Here is a 16,364-nt window from a genome sequence, read left to right as displayed (position 1 = left end):
GGTCAGTTAACCGAGATGCTGCAGTCGAAAGAGTCCACCGGCAGCACTTCCGGTGCCCAAGGCTGTTGTGAAGTCAGGCGCAAACGCCCGGTCCCGGTGGCGAAGGCCTGAAAGCGCCAGGTGGAAACCCCGGCCGCGCCGACCACCCCGGCATCTTCCGGGTTGGTATAGACCTCGGGGCTGAGCGCACGCAACACGCCGCCGGCCGAATCCTGAATGGCCCAGCGGTAACCCGTGGTCGGGTTGCTCGGCAGGGTCAGGATCAGGTTTTGCCCGTTGGCGAGTTTCACCGGGCATTCGCTTTGTTTTTCCACGGTCACATTCTGCTTCGGTTGAGTGGCACAGGCGGCCAACAGCGCGAGGGCGAGGGGGACAAACAGGCGGGTGGGGGACATAAGGTCAATGGCTCCGGCGTTCACGACGAACGGCGAGCATAACTGAGATGAGACAGGGTGTGACAGTCGCAGAAGGATGTGGTGGCAGGGAGGACGCCTTCGCGGGCAAGCCCGCTCCCACAGTGTTCAGCGGTGCTCACATATTGTGTGTTCACCGCAAAATCCTGTGGGAGCGGGCTTGCCCGCGAATGCAATCAAACAGTCGCTACAGGGCTATCAGAAAAGTACCTTCGCCACATCCGCAAACCGCTTGGCGAAGTGCACGGTAATGCCTTCCTTCAGGTACTCCGGCAGCTCCTCGAAATTACCCCGGTTGGCCTCTGGCAGAATCAACTCGAAGATCTTCTGCCGCCGCGCCGCGATGACCTTTTCGCGTACCCCGCCAATCGGCAGCACGTGCCCGGTCAATGTCAGCTCACCGGTCATTGCCACGCCTTTTTTCGGTGGCTGGTTGCGCGCCAGCGACAGCAGCGCGCTGGCCATGGTCACGCCGGCGCTCGGGCCGTCTTTCGGGGTGGCGCCTTCCGGTACGTGCAGGTGCACGAAAGCCTCGTCGAAGAACTTCGGATCACCGCCAAACGACTTCAGATTGGAACTGACGTAGCTGTAGGCGATTTCCGCGGACTCTTTCATCACATCCCCCAGTTGCCCGGTGAGTTTGAACCCACGGTTCAGGGTGTGGATGCGCGTCGCTTCGATCGGCAGGGTGGCGCCGCCCATGCTGGTCCAGGCCAGCCCGGTAATCACGCCAGTGCCCGACAGCACTTGCTCGTTGCGGAACACCGGTTTGCCGAGCGAGCTTTCGAGGTCTTTGGGGCCAAGCTTGATCACCGCATTCGGGTCGTCGAGCAGCTTGATCACCGCTTTGCGCACCAGTTTGCCGAGGTTTTTTTCCAGCTGGCGCACACCGGCTTCGCGAGCATAGCCGTCGATCAATGCCTTGAGCGCGCTATCGCTGATGCTCAGACTGCCCTTGGATACACCGGCCTTCTCAAGCTGTTTGGGCCACAGGTGACGCTTGGCGATGGCGACTTTTTCTTCGGTGATATAGCCCGACAGGCGAATCACTTCCATCCGGTCAAGCAACGGCCCGGGGATCGAATCCAGGGTGTTGGCGGTGCAGATGAACAGCACCTTCGACAGGTCCATGCGCAAGTCGAGGTAGTGATCGAGGAATTCGACGTTCTGCTCCGGATCGAGGGTTTCCAGCAGCGCCGAGGCCGGGTCGCCCTGGTAGCTCTGGCCCATCTTGTCGATCTCGTCGAGCATGATCACCGGGTTCATCACTTCGACGTCTTTCAACGCCTGCACCAGTTTGCCCGGCTGCGCACCGATGTACGTGCGGCGATGGCCCTTGATCTCGGCTTCGTCGCGCATGCCGCCGAGGCTGAAGCGGTAGAACGGCCGGCCGAGGGATTCGGCGATGGATTTGCCGACGCTGGTCTTGCCCACGCCCGGCGGCCCGACCAGCAGCACGATTGAGCCGCTGATCTCGCCTTTATAGGCACCGACTGCGAGGAATTCGAGAATGCGGTCCTTGATGTCTTCGAGGCCGGCATGGTGCTTGTCCAGCACCTTGCGGGCGTACTTGAGGTCGAGTTTGTCCTCGCCGTACACGCCCCACGGCACCGAGGTCGCCCAGTCGATGTAATTGCGGGTGACGGCGTACTCCGGCGAGCCGGTCTCGAGGATCGACAGCTTGTTCATTTCCTCTTCGAGGCGCTTCTGCACCTGCACCGGCAGGACTTTACCCACCAGGCGCTGTTCGAACTGTTCGAGGTCGGCGCTGCGGTCATCCTTGGTCAGCCCCAGCTCCTGCTGGATGACCTTGAGCTGTTCCTTGAGGAAGAACTCGCGCTGATGTTCGCCGATCTTGCGATTAACTTCGGCGGAAATTTCCTTTTGCAGGCGCGCAACCTCGACTTCCTTGCGCAGCATCGGCAGGACTTTTTCCATGCGCTTGAGCATCGGTACGCAATCGAGCACTTCCTGCAGTTCGCTGCCGGTGGCCGAGGTCAGGGCGGCGGCGAAATCGGTCAAAGGCGATGGGTCGTTGGGGCTGAAGCGGTTGAGGTAATTCTTCAGCTCTTCGCTGTACAGCGGGTTGAGCGGCAGCAATTCCTTGATCGCATTGATCAGCGCCATGCCGTAGGCCTTGACCTCGTCGGTCGGCTCGGTGGGCTGGTGCGGGTATTCGACTTCCACCAGGTATGGTGGGCGATGGTGTTTGAGCCAGGTCTTCAGACGCACGCGGGTCAGGCCCTGGGCGACGAACTGCAGCTTGCCGTTTTCGCGGCTGGCGTGATGCACCTTGACCAGGGTGCCGTAGAGCGGCAGGGCCGAGGTGTCGAAATGACGCGGGTCTTCCTGGGGCGTGTCCATATAGAACAGGGCCAGGGAGTGGTGATCGGATTTGGCGACCAGGTCGAGGGTTTCGGCCCAGGGTTCTTCATTGACGATCACCGGCAGCACCTGGGCCGGGAAGAACGGTCGGTTGTGGATCGGGATGATGTAGACCTTGTCCGGCAGGTTCTGGCCAGGCAGGGCGAGGCCTTTACCAGTGGAGTGATGGGTCGCGTTTTCCGGATCGGCGTATTCGCTCGGGTCTTCGGGGAATTCTTGCTGGTCGCTCATTTGGGCACCTGCGCAATGGGTATGGGTCTTAGATGGGGCAGGTTGGCGGTGGTTTCAATGATGCCTGGGCATTAACCGGTCATTCCAAGGTGTATTCAGCAGGGATTCAGGTTAGCTGAACCACGGCTTTGCGCGGTCAATTGTGGGAGCGAGCCTGCTCGCGATGGAGTGTCAGTTGACACCAACGTAGCTGACACACCATCGCGAGCAATCTCCCACAGGGGGCGTGTGGTGTTTTGAAATCTGCGGCCACAAAAAAAGGCGACGTCCTCACGGGCGTCGCCTTTCGTTTTACTGCCGCTAAATCTTATTCCGGCAATTTATACGCAATCACATAGTCGCCCATCTTGGTCCCCAGCGAACCATGACCGCCGACCACGAGCAGCACGTATTGTTTGCCGTCCTTGCCGGTGTAGGTCATCGGTGTCGCCTGGCCGCCGGCCGGCAGGCGCGACTTCCAGAGTTCCTTGCCGGTGTTGACGTCATAGGCGCGCAGGAACTGGTCCAGGGTGCCGCTGAGGAAGCCGACGCCGCCGGCGGTGACCATCGAGCCGCCCATGCTTGGCACGCCCAGGGGCAGGCCGATCGGCAGCGGCGAGCTGTCGCGGCTGGTGCCGTTCTTGCGTTTCCACACGATTTTGCTGGTGGTCAGGTCGATACCGGCCACGTAACCCCAGGACGGCGCCTGGCACGGCACGCCGAAAGGCGACATGAACGGGTGCATGATCACCGCGTACGGGGCGCCGGTGTTCGGCTGCACGCCAGCGGTTTCGCTCTCGCGCTTGCTGCCGGCCGCGACTTGGGCGCGTGGCACCATCTTCGAGACGAAGGCCATGTAGTTCGGGCTGGTGAACAACATCTGGCGAACCGGGTCGACCGACACGCCGCCCCAGTTGAACACGCCGACGTTACCCGGATAGATCAGGCTGCCCTGTTCCGACGGCGGAGTGTACTGGCCTTCGTAACGCAGTTGCTTGAACTGGATGCGGCACAGCATCTGGTCGAACGGACTGGCACCCCACATGGCTTTTTCGGTCAGTTCCGGGGCCAGCAGGTTCAGTTCCGAACGGGCCTGGGTCGGTGCGGTGTGGTCACCCTTCACGGCGCCTTGCGGGACCGGGATTTCGTGGATCGGAATGATCGGCGTGCCGTCCCGACGGTCAAGGACATACAGGCTGCCTTGCTTGGTCGGCGCGATCAGCGCAGGTTTCACGCCGTCAGCGGTCTTCATGTCCAGCAGGGTTGGCTGGCTGCCGACGTCCATGTCCCACAGGTCATGGTGGGTGAACTGGTAGTTCCAGCGCACCTTGCCGGTGGCCAGATCCAGAGCGACCAGGCCGGCGCTGAATTTTTCGGCGCCAGGGGTGCGGTCCGCGCCCCACTGGTCGGGCGTCTGATTGCCCAGCGGCAGGTAAACCATGCCGAGTTTTTCGTCGACGCTGGCCAGCGACCACATGTTCGCCGAGTTGCGGCTGTAGATCTGACCCGGTGCCAAAGGCTCGGTGGCGTCCGGGTTGTTGCTGTCCCAGTTCCACACCAGGTGACCGTCGCGCACATCAAAGGCGCGGATCACGCCGGACGGCTCGTTGGTCGACTCGTTGTCGGTGACGTGGCCACCCATGATCACCAGGTCACGGGTGATCGCGGCCGGCGAGGTGGAGTAGTAGCCACCCGGTGTGAACGGGCCAATGCCCTGGGTCAGGTCCACTACGCCCTTATTGCCGAAGCCTTCGCAGACCTTGCCGGTGTCGGCATTCAGTGCGATCAGGCGAGCGTCGGCGGTTGGCAGGTACAGACGACGCGGGCAAGCCTGGGCCACCGCTTTGCCGGCCTCGGAGATGACGGCCGATGCGGCGTTTTCCGACTTGGCGTAGGCCGCTTCGTCGTAGTACGACACGCCACGGCAGGTCATGTGGGCGAAACCCTTGAAGCCCACCGGGCTCTTGATCTGCGGGTCGAAGCGCCAGATTTCCTTGCCGGTGTCCGGGTCCAGCGCCAGTACCTTGCTGTGGGCGGTGCAGGCATAGAGCATGCCGTTGGCTTTGAGCGGCGTGTTCTCGTTGGTCAGTTCCACCGGGTCATCGGCGGTCGGCAGGTCGCCGGTGCGGATACGCCAGGCTTCCTGCAACTTGCCGACGTTACCGGGGGTGATTTGCTTGAGCGGCGAGTAGCGATCACCGAATTCGGTGCGGCCATAGGCTTGCCAGTCGCCTTCGGGCATGGCTGGTGCCGTGCTGGTCATGTCGGCGCTGTCGCGGCCCAGCTCGCCGAAGACTTCACCGGGGTGGGTGAACTGGCTGGCAAGGGCGGTCGCACCGGCCAGCACCACGGCCACGCTCAACGCACCGGTGCCCAGTGTCGCGGGGCCGTCACGCAGCAATGGACGACGGAACCACGGCAACAACATCACCACGCCCAGGGCGAACCACAGTGCCAGACGCGGCACCAGTTGCCACCAGTCGAGGCCGATTTCCCACAAGGCCCACACCGTACTGGCGAACAGCACCAGCGCGTACAGGCCCAGTGCGGCGCGACGGGCGGCGATCAGCAGCACGCCGGTCAGCGCGATGCCGATACCGGCCAGCAGGTAGTACAGCGAGCCGCCGAGCATGCTCAGCTTGATTCCCCCGGCCAGCATGGCCAGGCCCATTAGCAGAAGCAGTATGCCGAGCAGGGTCGGCCATATCCGGCTTCGACCCAAGGCACCATCAGTGCTCATAGTGTGATTCTCCGTGACGTTTCAAGTAGTCCCGCGTCAGTTCACTGTAGATGACGATCCCGCGCGGGCATGGTTCAGATAAAAACGGTGATCCCTGTAGGCGCGAGCCTGCTCGCGATGGACCCGAGAACTACGTGGGGTGTCAGGCAACCAACGTTATCGTTGACGACCATCGCGAGCAGGCTCGCTCCTACAGGGTTTGTGGCACTGGTCAGAACGACGACTGGACCTTGATCCCGCCAATCAGCGCGTCGTCGACCTGGTCCACGCCACCGGGATGGCGGATGTACTGCAGGTTCGGGCGCACGGTGAGCCAGTTCGTGACGTGCACGCCGTAATAAAGTTCGGCGCTGTATTCGGTGTCCTGGGGCGGCAGGAAGGCCGGGTCGTCGTAGTCGAAAACGGCATGGGCCTGATTGGTCGCCTCGGCATTCTTGCGGTACGCCGGGTTGACGTGGACGCGGGCCAGGGCGAAGCCGATGTCATCCTTGGCACGGGCATCGAACAGGCCTTTGTAGACGAGGCCGGCCTGGACGTAGTTGTCGATGGCGTTGGTTTTCTTGTCGTGCATCGTGCCGTTGGCGAACAGGCTCAAGCCGCGGGTGTTATCGCTGGCGACGCTGGTGACCTGCTGCTGAAGGCCGAGCCATACACCGTGCTTGCTTGACGCGCTGCGGTAGGCCTCGCCGCTCAGGGCTGCGGGCTGACCGTTGCTGTCCTTGTAGACGTCGGTGGCCTTGGCGCTGCTGTAGTAGTAACCGGCGCGGTATTCGCCGGGCAGGCCGTTGAGCTTCGGCGTCCACACCAGTTCCACCGGCAGGACCGTGCCCTGGGTGCCGCTGCCGCTGAGTTTGAAGCCGTTGTCGCGGTCGAGGTTCGACGGGTTTTGCTCATAGGCACCGACCTGCGCGTACAGCTCGGACGTCAGGTGATATTTGACCCGCATGGCCCATTGGCTGACCGGCCAGTTGTACCAGATGCCGCCGGCCCAGTTGCCGACCTGGGAGCCGCAGAACGCCAGGTTCTGGAAGTCGCAAGGGAAGCTGTTGAAGTCTTCGCCCTCGCCAAAGCGGCCGACCTTGATGTCGAGTGCCTGGTCGAGGAATTTCTGCTGATACCACATCTGCGTCAGGCGCCAGGTCTGGCCACGGCCCCAGACTTCCTGGGCCGAGGTGAAGCCGCCGACCCGCGGATCGTTGATCCGGTCGTTGCTGATGTTGTTGCCGCTGCGTTCGGTCACGGTCAGCTGAAATTCGGCGTCGTTCCAGCCGAGGATCTTCTGCAGGTCCAGATGCGTACCGAGGCCGAATTGGTCGCTGTAGCGCGCAGTGCGATCGTGGTCGTAGCCGCCGTGCAGGTTGCTGCCCATTTCGCCGGTGTAATCGAGTTTGAAGTCGTAGCCTTTTTCCGCCAGTTCGGTACGCGTGCCGTTCCAGTCGCCGAGCATCCACGGTGAGTCGCCATCAAAGGCCGCAGCGGCCTGGGCGCAGGTGGCGAGGCTCATCACGGTCAATCCGCCGATCAGGTTCAGGGCTTTTCGGCAGGCAACAGGCATTAAGACAGCGCTGTCTTTCGGAAGTTTGAAATCAGGCATAGAGGGGGAATTCTTGATCTTTTTCTGGGAATAATCGGAATCAGCAGGGCGTGATGCGAATTAGCGGAAGCGTTTCAGCTAAGGCGGGCGCAAGGATAATGTTCTGTTACAAATAGAGAAAGCGCTTTGTTGAGATGAATTCTTTCGGATTCGGTAACAATTGTTGGAACGAGCCTGCTCGCGATGGACTTGAACGAAAACGCGTAAAACCAGATGCCCTGCGGTGTCATTGCGTTTATCGCGAGCAAGCTCGCACACAGGATCCCAAGATCCCAGGATCACCTACATTTGATAGATCGCTTCCACCCGAAGAAGCCCTCGGCTAAGGTGCGCGGCTTCCAATCCTCACTCTGCTTGAAGGCCCGGCATGACCGAACACAACACTGACCCGCTGCACGGCGTGACCCTGGAACAGATCCTCAACGCCCTGGTTGAACACTACGAGTGGTCGGGACTGGCCGAGCGTATTGATATTCGCTGCTTCAAGAGTGACCCGAGCATCAAGTCGAGCCTGACGTTTCTGCGCAAAACCCCCTGGGCGCGGGAGAAGGTCGAGCGCCTCTACGTGAAACTGATGCGCACCAAGCGCCCGCTCTGAACAGGGTCAACCCGATGGCGACCGGGTCAGGCGCGCGTCGTCATTTCGTTGCCGTGGCAGCGGTCCTGGGCTGGGCCGGATTGAGTATCCAGATGTACCTGATTTTCTACTCGCGGTGGACCCTCGGCGCCAGCCTGCTGGGTGGGCTGATGAGTTTTTTCAGCTACTTCACCGTACTGAGCAACACATTGGTGGCGACAGTCCTGACCTGTGAACTGACGTCCCGAGAGTCAGCGGCGCGGCGCTGGTTTCTGCAGCCGTCGGTCAGTAGCGGCATTGCCGTGAGCATCGCCGTGGTCGGCATCGCCTACAACCTGTTGCTGCGCCATTTGTGGCACCCCGAAGGCTGGCAATGGCTGGCCGATGAGCTGCTGCACGACGTCATGCCGCTGCTGTTTCTGGTGTATTGGTGGTGGTGTGTGCCCAAGGGCCGGTTGCGGCTGGGGCACATCGCGTGGTGGGTGATTTATCCGCTGCTGTACTTCGGCTATTCGCTGTGGCGCGGGCATGTGCTGGCGGTCTATCCCTATCCGTTCATTGATGTGGAGAAGCTGGGTTATCCACAGGTGTTCATCAATGCCGGGGGATTGTTGGCGGGGTTTGTGTTGATTGCGTTGTTGATGGTTAGCCTGGATCGACGGCGTTAACCCTGTGGGAGCTGGCTTGCCAGCGATGACGGCCTGACAGACGCCTTTTAAGTGCCTGCCAATCCGCTATCGCGGGCAAGCCCGCTCCCACAGAAGCCGGTCAGTCATCCAGAGTGTTATCCAGCCGCCAGTAACCCACCGCTTTGACAAACTGCTCGTCCAGCCCGTGCTCATCGAGCAACACCCGACGGATCTGTCGTGACACCTTGGTCTCGGTCGCGACCCAGGCATACAGGCTGCCAGTGGGCACCTTGATCTGCCGCACGGTGCTCAGCAAATGGTCCTTGCCACCCTCGCGCAGTACCCAGATCACGTTGACCTCGGCAGCGCTCTGCAGCACTTGCTGCTCCTTGCCGTTTTCCACCTCGACGATCACCAGCGCGCGCCGGTTCGCCGGCAAGCCTTCAAGACGCCGGGCAATGGCGGGCAGGGCGGTTTCGTCGCCGATCAGCAGATAGCTGTCGAACATGTCCGGCACGATCATCGAACCGCGGGGCCCGCCGATGTGCAGGAACTGCCCCGGTTTGGCCTGTTCGGCCCAGGTCGAGGCAGGGCCGTCGCCGTGCAGCACGAAGTCGATGTCCAGCTCCAGCGTATCCAGGTCATAGCGACGCGGGGTGTAGTCGCGCATGGCTGGCATCGGCCCATCGCCTTTGCCGGCGCCGAGCACCAGGGTTTCCAGCGCGGCCTGTTCCGCCGCGTTCTGCGGGAACAACAGTTTGACGTGATCGTCGGTGCCGAGGCTGACAAAACCCGCCAGCTCGGGCCCGCCCAGGGTGATCCGGCGCATGCGCGGCGTCAGGTCGACCACCCGCAACACCTCCAGGCGACGGCGTTTGATTTCGTGCATGACGCGATGAATGCCTTGGGTAACCACTTCAGTCATTCGGCTTTCTCCTGGACAGCTTGAACGGCAGGGCCGTCGACGATGGCTTTGGCGGTGTCGTTGAGCAGGGCGGCGACACGCCGGATTTCTTCCGCGCTCCAGCGGCCGTGGTGCAGTTGCAGGGCGTGGCGCAGGTTGTGCACCGCCTCGTGGATTTCGGGCGGACGATCATGGCCGCGCAGGGAGCGTTTGCTGACATCGATGCGCACTCGCACACCTTCAAGGGCAACAGCTTGCTCGGCCAGGAATTGACGCCCGGCATCGGTCACGCAATAGCGTTTTTTCCCGCCTTCAGCGTCGCCCTGAATCATTTCGCTCTCTTCCAGAAAGGTCAGGGTCGGGTAAATCACGCCGGGGCTTGGGCTATAGGCACCGTCGAACATGCCTTCGATCTGGCGGATCAGGTCGTAACCGTGGCAAGGCTGTTCGGCGATCAGTGCCAGTAACAGCAATTTCAGATCGCCGGGGGCGAAGACCCGTGGACCGCGGCCACCGCGCTCGCGGCCGGGGCGTTTCTCGAAGCCGTCGCGGCCATCGCCGTGCTCGCGGTGGGGGGAATGATGGTCTCTCATTTGTGCTTTCTCTCGTCGTGTTTAGATACAACTTAAGATATATCTTAAGAAAAAGGCAAGCCCCCTCGATCAGTGGCCGTCCCGAGCGTCGAGCCGATGAGCCCGCCAAGCCCGCAAAAAAAGTGTGACCAAAACGGGTGAAAAAGTTTAAATTAGTGTTAACTCTCTAATGTTATGGTTTGGCCTTTAAAAGGCGGGACTTGTGGTACTGGTCTTACAGAAGCAACTTCGTTAGTATCTGCGAGTCATTTTCGTTAGTGTGCGATTTGTAGTATTTCTCTTACAGTAAGACATTCCATTTTAAATAATATCGGTTTTTTTCTTTCTGCCTTGATAGCACTTTGGCTACGCACTTGCAGGAACGTTCCTGCTTACTTTCCAGATAAATTGATCGATCATCTTTCGGCGTTGAAAGTTCAGCTGAGCAAATAGCTGCTCGTGACGGTTTTGCTCAACTTGAACTTTCTGCGTTAATCCTTTTTAAAAGACAGGTACTGAAAGATGTTCAAGAAAATCGCGTTCGCTGCTCCTCTGGCTGTTCTGGCACTGAGTTCTTCCATGGCGTTTGCCGTGGAGCCGATTTCAACCTCGATTAACGTGAGGGCGTTTATTCCCACCTCTCTTTTCAATGTGGCGCCGCAAAATCCAAACTTCGGCCAAGATGAAGTCATGACGCAACTCGGTAGTGGCGATCTGACCACCGTAGATGCAATCTTCAACTTGAAGCACACAGATCCGAAAGGTGCCATCAATGCTCTGACGGAAGGTGATGTGGCGCTGTATAACGGTCGTGACAGCATTCCGTTGACCGTCACTGTTGGCAGCGTCGTACTGGACGAAAATACAAAGGAAATCGTCAACGAGACCGAGTCGGTTGCCGGTGTGCAGCGTACATTGAGAATCAAGGCAGCCACCCCGACCGCCACTCAAACCGGTGATTACGCTGGTAGTTTCGCGGTGGTGTTCGAACCTGTTCTGAAGCCGTGATTGATCTAATGCTCTTATAAAGCAATCGTTGTTTAAACGTCTGCCATCCAGCCATTGAACGATGGCTGGTTGGCGTCGGTTTGTTATGTAATCAGAGTATTCCGATCATGTTCCCGATGACTCCCATCGCGGCTGCGCTCGCGCTTTTTTTGTGCACCAGCGCATTGGCAGCGCCCGCTAATAACGCCATTACTCCCCGAAGCTTACTTACTCAGGCGAAAGGTTTGCCGGCGGACTTCGAAGAGCATTTCTTTGATGTTCCATTGGCTGTTCGGGTGGAGCTTGATCAACAATTTCTGGGTGAGGCGATGATTGTGTTATCTCGCGATGATCGAATTACCCTGCTCGAATTTACCGATGTTGGCGATAGCCGTATTTCTGCCAGCGAACGTGAAATCTGGGCGGCTTACTTAAAAAAAGGCGTCGCCCTTGGTGCGTGCGAAGGCAGTTGTCCAGAGCAGATGCTGGCCGTGCATTACAACCTGCAGAGTTCATTGGTGTCGATTGCCACCGAAAACGCCGAACGCAATTCGGAGGCCAAACGGTATTACGATTTGCCCGAAGGCGGCAGTACCGGCTTGATCGTGCGCAATCAGTTGAACCTCAACGGTGGCCAGGAACAGGACCTCGGCGGACGCTATGGCCTGGAAGCCAGCAGCAGCCTGGGCAACTGGACCCAAAGCCTGAACATGCAACTGGCACGTTTGGGTGGTCCGGACGATAAGCTCTACCACGCGGTGCACGAGCTTTTTACCCAGCGTGAACTCGAAGGCAGCTTCCTGCGCCTGGGTTATTTCACCCCCAACTCCGAGGGCTTGAGCCGTCAGCCGCGTTCGTTCGGCGCCAGCCCCGATACGGCGGCAGGCCTAATGTACGGCAGCTCCGACAGCCTGGCCATCGACAGCCCGAAGCCCAGCGTTTATCCGATCTACGTCACCGCCAACCGTCAGGCCTCGGTGGAGATCTTTCGCAACGGTCTGCTGATCAATACCCAACCGGTGGACGCCGGCCTGCAAACGCTCGATACACGCCCTTTGCCAGGCGGGATCTACGAAGTGGAGGTGCGCCTGATCGAAGACGGTCAGATCACTTCCACAACCCAAGAGTTGATATACAAACCCACCAACTGGCGCAATCAGGACAGCCGCTGGCGCTATAACCTGTTCGCCGGCCAGGAAAGCAAGTTGCTCAGCAACTGGGACGAGCAGGCTTATGGCGACATGACCGCCGGCGCCGCCGTCAACTTCCTCCTGCACCCTCGGGTAATCCTCGGCGTGTCGGGACGCCAGGTGCGAGACAAGATGCAATACGGCACCTCGGTCGACTGGACCCTGGCGAACAACACCAGCCTGTTTGCCAACGTCTATCAGACCGAAGACCACGGCACCGGTATGGACCTGCAAGCGATGTACAACTATGGCGCCGGCAGCGTATTCGCCACCCATAACCGTAGCTGGCTGGACACCACCAACACTTACGAAACCCTGCCCGACGGCACGCGGGTGCGTCAGCGCAATGTGTTTGTCGGCCAGACCAGCACCACGTCGTTATCGGTGAGTCATCGGGTGAGCAGCAGAAGCTCGATCAACGGTCGTGTTTCCCACAGCGATGGCAATATCGAAGGTGTTGGCGTCGACCTCGGCTGGACTCAGCGCGGCAACCTGTTCGGCAGCGATGCCAATTGGCGCTTCTCGGTGTTCGATCGTCCCGGCAGTAACAGCAGTGGCGACAAGCGTAATAGAGGTGTCGACCTGAGCGTCAGCCTGGCGCTCGGCGGGCCGGGCGAGCAGTGGTCGGGCAGCATCGGTACACGCACTTCACGTGACGGTGGCCGCGACAATAACGCCTCGCTGACCTATCGCAAGGACCTGCAAGACCATGTGCTGCAAAACGTATCGGCCACGGCGATTACCGATACCTACGGGGTCGGTCTTTCCGGCATGGCGAATTTCAGCAATGACGCCATCAATGGCGATGTCTTCGTTCAACGCTCCTCTTTCAATGACAACCTCACCGGCGGTTTGAACCTCGACAGCACAGTGGCCGTGGGCGGCCAACGCATCGTCATGACCAGCCAGCATCATGGTTCCGGTGCCGGGATGATTGTCGACGTCGAGTCCGACCTCGATGACATTGTCTTGCGTGCCGACGACTTGAGCGGCGGCAGCGCCAGCCTGCGACCGGGGCGCAATTTCATCCCGATCACCGCCTACAAAAACAGTTCGGTGAGCTTCGACTTCGAAGGCAACCACCCGCCGGCCGCAAGCATCATGCCGCCTCGCTCTCGCTATCACTTGAACAAGGGCGGTGTTGACTACCGCAAGATCACCGTCAGCAAATCCCTGACCGTTCTCGGCCGTTTGATCGACCCCCAAGGCAAACCGCTCAAGGGCCACCACGTCATCAACCACGCCAGCCGTGGGGTGAGTGAAGTGGACGGGTTCTTTTCCATGGAAATGATCGCCGGTTCACCGACCCTCGAAGTCCGGCACGGCGAGCAACTGCTATGTCAGTTCCGCCTGGACACCAGCCGTGGGCGAATCGAAAACGATGTGTTGATGATCGGCGACTTGCGGTGCACGCCCGATACGGTGGCAGACGCAAATTCTATGGCCCAGTCAGCGGGTTGATGAGCAGTTTGAAGTGATTGATTGACGAGGAATAGAACTATGAAGCGCCTGTTGGCAATGTTTGGTTTTTGCGTATTCACCACGTCGGCCCATGCCGCTCCGAATATTAATATCGGCAGCGTGTATGACTATCTGGACGGGGATAAGAGTACCTTTTTGAAACGGGTATTCAATGGCGGAGACAGCACCGCGTTCGTCAAGGTCAACGTTCTCGAAATCCACTATGACGCCGATGGCACCGCGCGGGAAGTACCTCTAAAGACCCACGTCGATGCAGAGGCTCGTGACGGTTTGATGGCCAGCCCGGCTCGGCTGATTGTTCCAGCCAATGGCATGCAGGGTACGCGCCTCCTGTTCATGGGGGAGCGCGACAGGGAGCGGTATTTCAGAGTGCGTTTCGTGCCGGTAGTGCCCGAAAAGGAAGACGAGTTTGCGGTCTCCAGCGAAGAGCGCGAGGACTATAAGAAGAACTTGTCTGCCGGGGTCACCATATTGGCCGGTTATGGCGCAGTGTTCTTTGTTCGCCCCAAGGAAACACGCTTCGACAGCGTGATCGAGAACGGAACGGGGAATTATCTCATCCGCAATAACGGCAATAGTGTGGTGATCGTCGACGAGTTCAAGGACTGTTCAGTAAAAAACGAGCAGGACTGTCAGCCCGCCACCAAGCATCACATCCTTGCCGGTCGAACTTTCCAGTTCGAAAAACAGGCAGGCCGTGAATATCGTTTCACTGTTATTGAAGGAGCCGAGACTAAAAAACTCGAAGTGAGAGGGTAGTGCCATGGACTGTAAGCCATCCGGGTTCGAGTCATTTCGGATTTTATTTCTGACAGACAACAGGTCATCACCATGTTTAGAAAGTTAGCTGCGATGACTTTATCGGTGTTTCTGACGCTGAACAGCCTTTATGCATTCGCTATTACAGAACGCGAAACCTTTGAAGTCTCGGTCACTATTCCGACCGCTGATTTTTACGTTTTGCCAGTGGACCCTGAATGGCTGGGTCGTGAACAGAAACTGAATTGGATTCCGTCGTCAGAGGAGTTGAGTCGGCTGCGTAAGAGTTTCGATGTCAAAAACAGTAATGGCGGGATCGTTGCCCGTTTGTCTACGGAGCCTTATTTAAGTAATGGCAGGGATATCGACAACATCGCACTGGACGTGAGTTTTAACAGGACAAAACTCACCGTGGATAACGCAGAAGTTGTCTCTGAAGCAGACGGGAAAGCGGGTAGACGGGTGTATTTGGAAATCGCTGCAGTCAAGCCACAAGACGGCTACAAGCCCGGTGAATATTACGGCAGCGTGCATATGATTTTTGAGGCCATCGCTCCTTGATTTCGTTTGGGGCAACAGGTGGCGGGTATTCCGTGATGTTGGAATTTCAGGTTGATTCACAATGAAGTTATTATTTTCGCTAAGAACAATGGCTGCACTCTCGCTTGCGGTAGGTTTGCTGGCCGGCCTGCATGCTCCCTCCGTCGGCGCGGTGGTACAGGAAATAACCGCGAAGTTTGTGCCTGATCCGACAAATCCCTTGGTCAACAAGTTTGTCAACACAACGCCGCAAAGCGGCGTGTGCCCAAACTATATAGCCAGTACCTGTGCGAGATTAGGCATCTTCAGTCTGCGGGTGCCTGGCCTTCAATTCAGTTCTACACAGCCCATTCCGGCCGAACATGCCGATCCCAGGCAGGGCGCTACCTTCAGCGTGCCATCGAGCTGGCGCCCACTGGAGGTCGTCCACAGTCGAACGGGGGAGCGAGAGATTGTTGAAATACGAGTCGCCGGAATTGGTGGAACCTGGTGGCTGGCGAGACCGCCGGGTGTTAGTGCCTGGGCCACGACGCCGGGAGGCCGTTGGCGCGCGCCATGGACACACCCAGCTGCCCCCTGTACCGGTCTCGACATAAACCTCGCCGGTGTCAATTTTGCCTTTTTCTTTTGGCTCTTTCCCGAGGCCGCGGGCGCCTGCAGCATAGTGCCCTACATGGATATTCCCTGGTTCCTGCACAGCGCAGTCGAATACGTCTATGAACTCAAGACCCCCAACCCTCTGGGTATGTCTTCGGGGCAATATCGAGGCTCATTGACCTACTCCGTAGGTCCTGGTGGTGATTTCGATTTCGGCGATGTCATGTTGCCGAACGACTCGGCAATCACGCTCGATTTCACCCTGGATGTCCAGCATTCGCTCAAGGTCGACATCCCGCCTGGGGGGAATCGAATCGATTTAGTGCCTCAAGGTGGTTGGCAAGCCTGGTTGAATCACGGGCGTAAGCCGACACGTTTGTTTCGTGATCAGACGTTCAACGTATCGGCCTCGTCGCGCTTCAAGATGCAGCTGGAATGCCAGTACGCCATTGGCAATACTTGCGCATTACGTGATTCGGCATCGGCTGATCTTGTGCCTCTGAACATGAGTGTGAGCTTGCCCAACGGCCTGACGGATGCGTCAGGACTACCTGTTCAGCGTCGACCCCTGCTACTCGATGGCACTGGCACCGAGTTGTTTCAGCCCGGCTTTTATGTTGAACGCAAGCCTGGAACCCTGCACTTTGAAATCGCAAGGGAACAGGTCGAACAGATGTTGCGCGAGGGCGTATCAAAAACCTATGCGGGGGATGTCACGGTGATCTGGGATTCGGAAGTGGGTTGAAGAGCTCCCTGAAGGCTCCAAAAGGGGCCTTCAGGGGGTG

General features: G+C 59.0%; 13 protein-coding genes. 7 read left to right on the top strand and 6 right to left on the bottom strand.

Going from position 1 to position 16,364, the window contains the following annotated elements:
• Window positions 1-2: 2 nt before the first annotated feature.
• The 4 genes from ACVWYU_RS23115 to ACVWYU_RS23100 form a co-directional block, all read right to left on the bottom strand.
• On the bottom strand, window positions 3-395 hold the full coding sequence (locus ACVWYU_RS23115; RefSeq protein WP_090316632.1) for a protease inhibitor I42 family protein: 393 nt from the start codon (window positions 393-395) through the stop codon (window positions 3-5).
• A 216-nt stretch (window positions 396-611) separates the two neighbouring features.
• Window positions 612-3,029 (bottom strand): endopeptidase La, encoded by a 2,418-nt coding sequence (gene lon / locus ACVWYU_RS23110; RefSeq protein ID WP_090316635.1) that lies wholly within the window; start codon window positions 3,027-3,029, stop codon window positions 612-614.
• 307 nt (window positions 3,030-3,336) lie between these two features.
• The gene (locus tag ACVWYU_RS23105; RefSeq protein ID WP_457373757.1) at window positions 3,337-5,748 is read right to left on the bottom strand and encodes a glucose/quinate/shikimate family membrane-bound PQQ-dependent dehydrogenase; all 2,412 of its coding nucleotides are present in this window, start codon (window positions 5,746-5,748) and stop codon (window positions 3,337-3,339) included.
• A gap of 211 nt (window positions 5,749-5,959) precedes the next feature.
• Window positions 5,960-7,342 carry a carbohydrate porin gene (locus tag ACVWYU_RS23100; protein WP_457373756.1) on the bottom strand — a complete coding sequence of 461 codons (1,383 nt, stop codon included), beginning with the start codon at window positions 7,340-7,342 and terminating at the stop codon, window positions 5,960-5,962.
• A gap of 367 nt (window positions 7,343-7,709) precedes the next feature.
• On the opposite strand from ACVWYU_RS23100, the gene ACVWYU_RS23095 reads away from it, so the two are divergent.
• Together ACVWYU_RS23095 and ACVWYU_RS23090 are read left to right on the top strand one after the other, a co-directional pair.
• Window positions 7,710-7,940, top strand: coding sequence for a VF530 family protein (locus tag ACVWYU_RS23095; RefSeq protein WP_007985772.1), 231 nt, complete (start codon window positions 7,710-7,712; stop codon window positions 7,938-7,940).
• Between the two features lie 14 nt (window positions 7,941-7,954).
• Window positions 7,955-8,587, top strand: coding sequence for a Pr6Pr family membrane protein (locus ACVWYU_RS23090; RefSeq protein WP_457373755.1), 633 nt, complete (start codon window positions 7,955-7,957; stop codon window positions 8,585-8,587).
• Window positions 8,588-8,687: 100 nt separating this feature from the next.
• Here ACVWYU_RS23090 and ACVWYU_RS23085 read toward each other — a convergent pair whose 3' ends face one another.
• Window positions 8,688-9,473, bottom strand: a complete 786-nt coding sequence (locus tag ACVWYU_RS23085) for a siderophore-interacting protein (RefSeq protein WP_457373754.1) — start codon at window positions 9,471-9,473, stop codon at window positions 8,688-8,690.
• Window positions 9,470-10,045 (bottom strand): PadR family transcriptional regulator, encoded by a 576-nt coding sequence (locus ACVWYU_RS23080; RefSeq protein ID WP_247257982.1) that lies wholly within the window; start codon window positions 10,043-10,045, stop codon window positions 9,470-9,472. The genes ACVWYU_RS23085 and ACVWYU_RS23080 overlap by 4 nt, the downstream gene beginning before the upstream one ends.
• Before the next feature lie 501 nt (window positions 10,046-10,546).
• Here ACVWYU_RS23080 and ACVWYU_RS23075 point away from each other — a divergent pair.
• The 5 genes from ACVWYU_RS23075 to ACVWYU_RS23055 all read left to right on the top strand — a co-directional run bounded on the left by ACVWYU_RS23075 (window position 10,547) and on the right by ACVWYU_RS23055 (window position 16,324).
• Window positions 10,547-11,032, top strand: coding sequence for a CS1 type fimbrial major subunit (locus ACVWYU_RS23075; RefSeq protein WP_457373753.1), 486 nt, complete (start codon window positions 10,547-10,549; stop codon window positions 11,030-11,032).
• A gap of 107 nt (window positions 11,033-11,139) precedes the next feature.
• Window positions 11,140-13,662, top strand: coding sequence for a TcfC E-set like domain-containing protein (locus ACVWYU_RS23070; protein ID WP_457373752.1), 2,523 nt, complete (start codon window positions 11,140-11,142; stop codon window positions 13,660-13,662).
• A 39-nt stretch (window positions 13,663-13,701) separates the two neighbouring features.
• Entirely contained in the window at window positions 13,702-14,442 is a 741-nt protein-coding gene (locus ACVWYU_RS23065) for a molecular chaperone (RefSeq protein ID WP_457373751.1), read from the top strand.
• 72 nt (window positions 14,443-14,514) lie between these two features.
• Entirely contained in the window at window positions 14,515-15,003 is a 489-nt protein-coding gene (locus tag ACVWYU_RS23060) for a CS1 type fimbrial major subunit (protein ID WP_457373750.1), read from the top strand.
• Window positions 15,004-15,064: 61 nt separating this feature from the next.
• The gene (locus tag ACVWYU_RS23055) at window positions 15,065-16,324 is read left to right on the top strand and encodes a hypothetical protein (protein WP_457373749.1); all 1,260 of its coding nucleotides are present in this window, start codon (window positions 15,065-15,067) and stop codon (window positions 16,322-16,324) included.
• Window positions 16,325-16,364: the final 40 nt, after the last annotated feature.

The organism is Pseudomonas sp. TE12234 (assembly GCF_054061835.1).
Note: the sequence above shows the minus strand (reverse complement) of the source record. Positions and strands in the feature narration are given on the sequence as shown.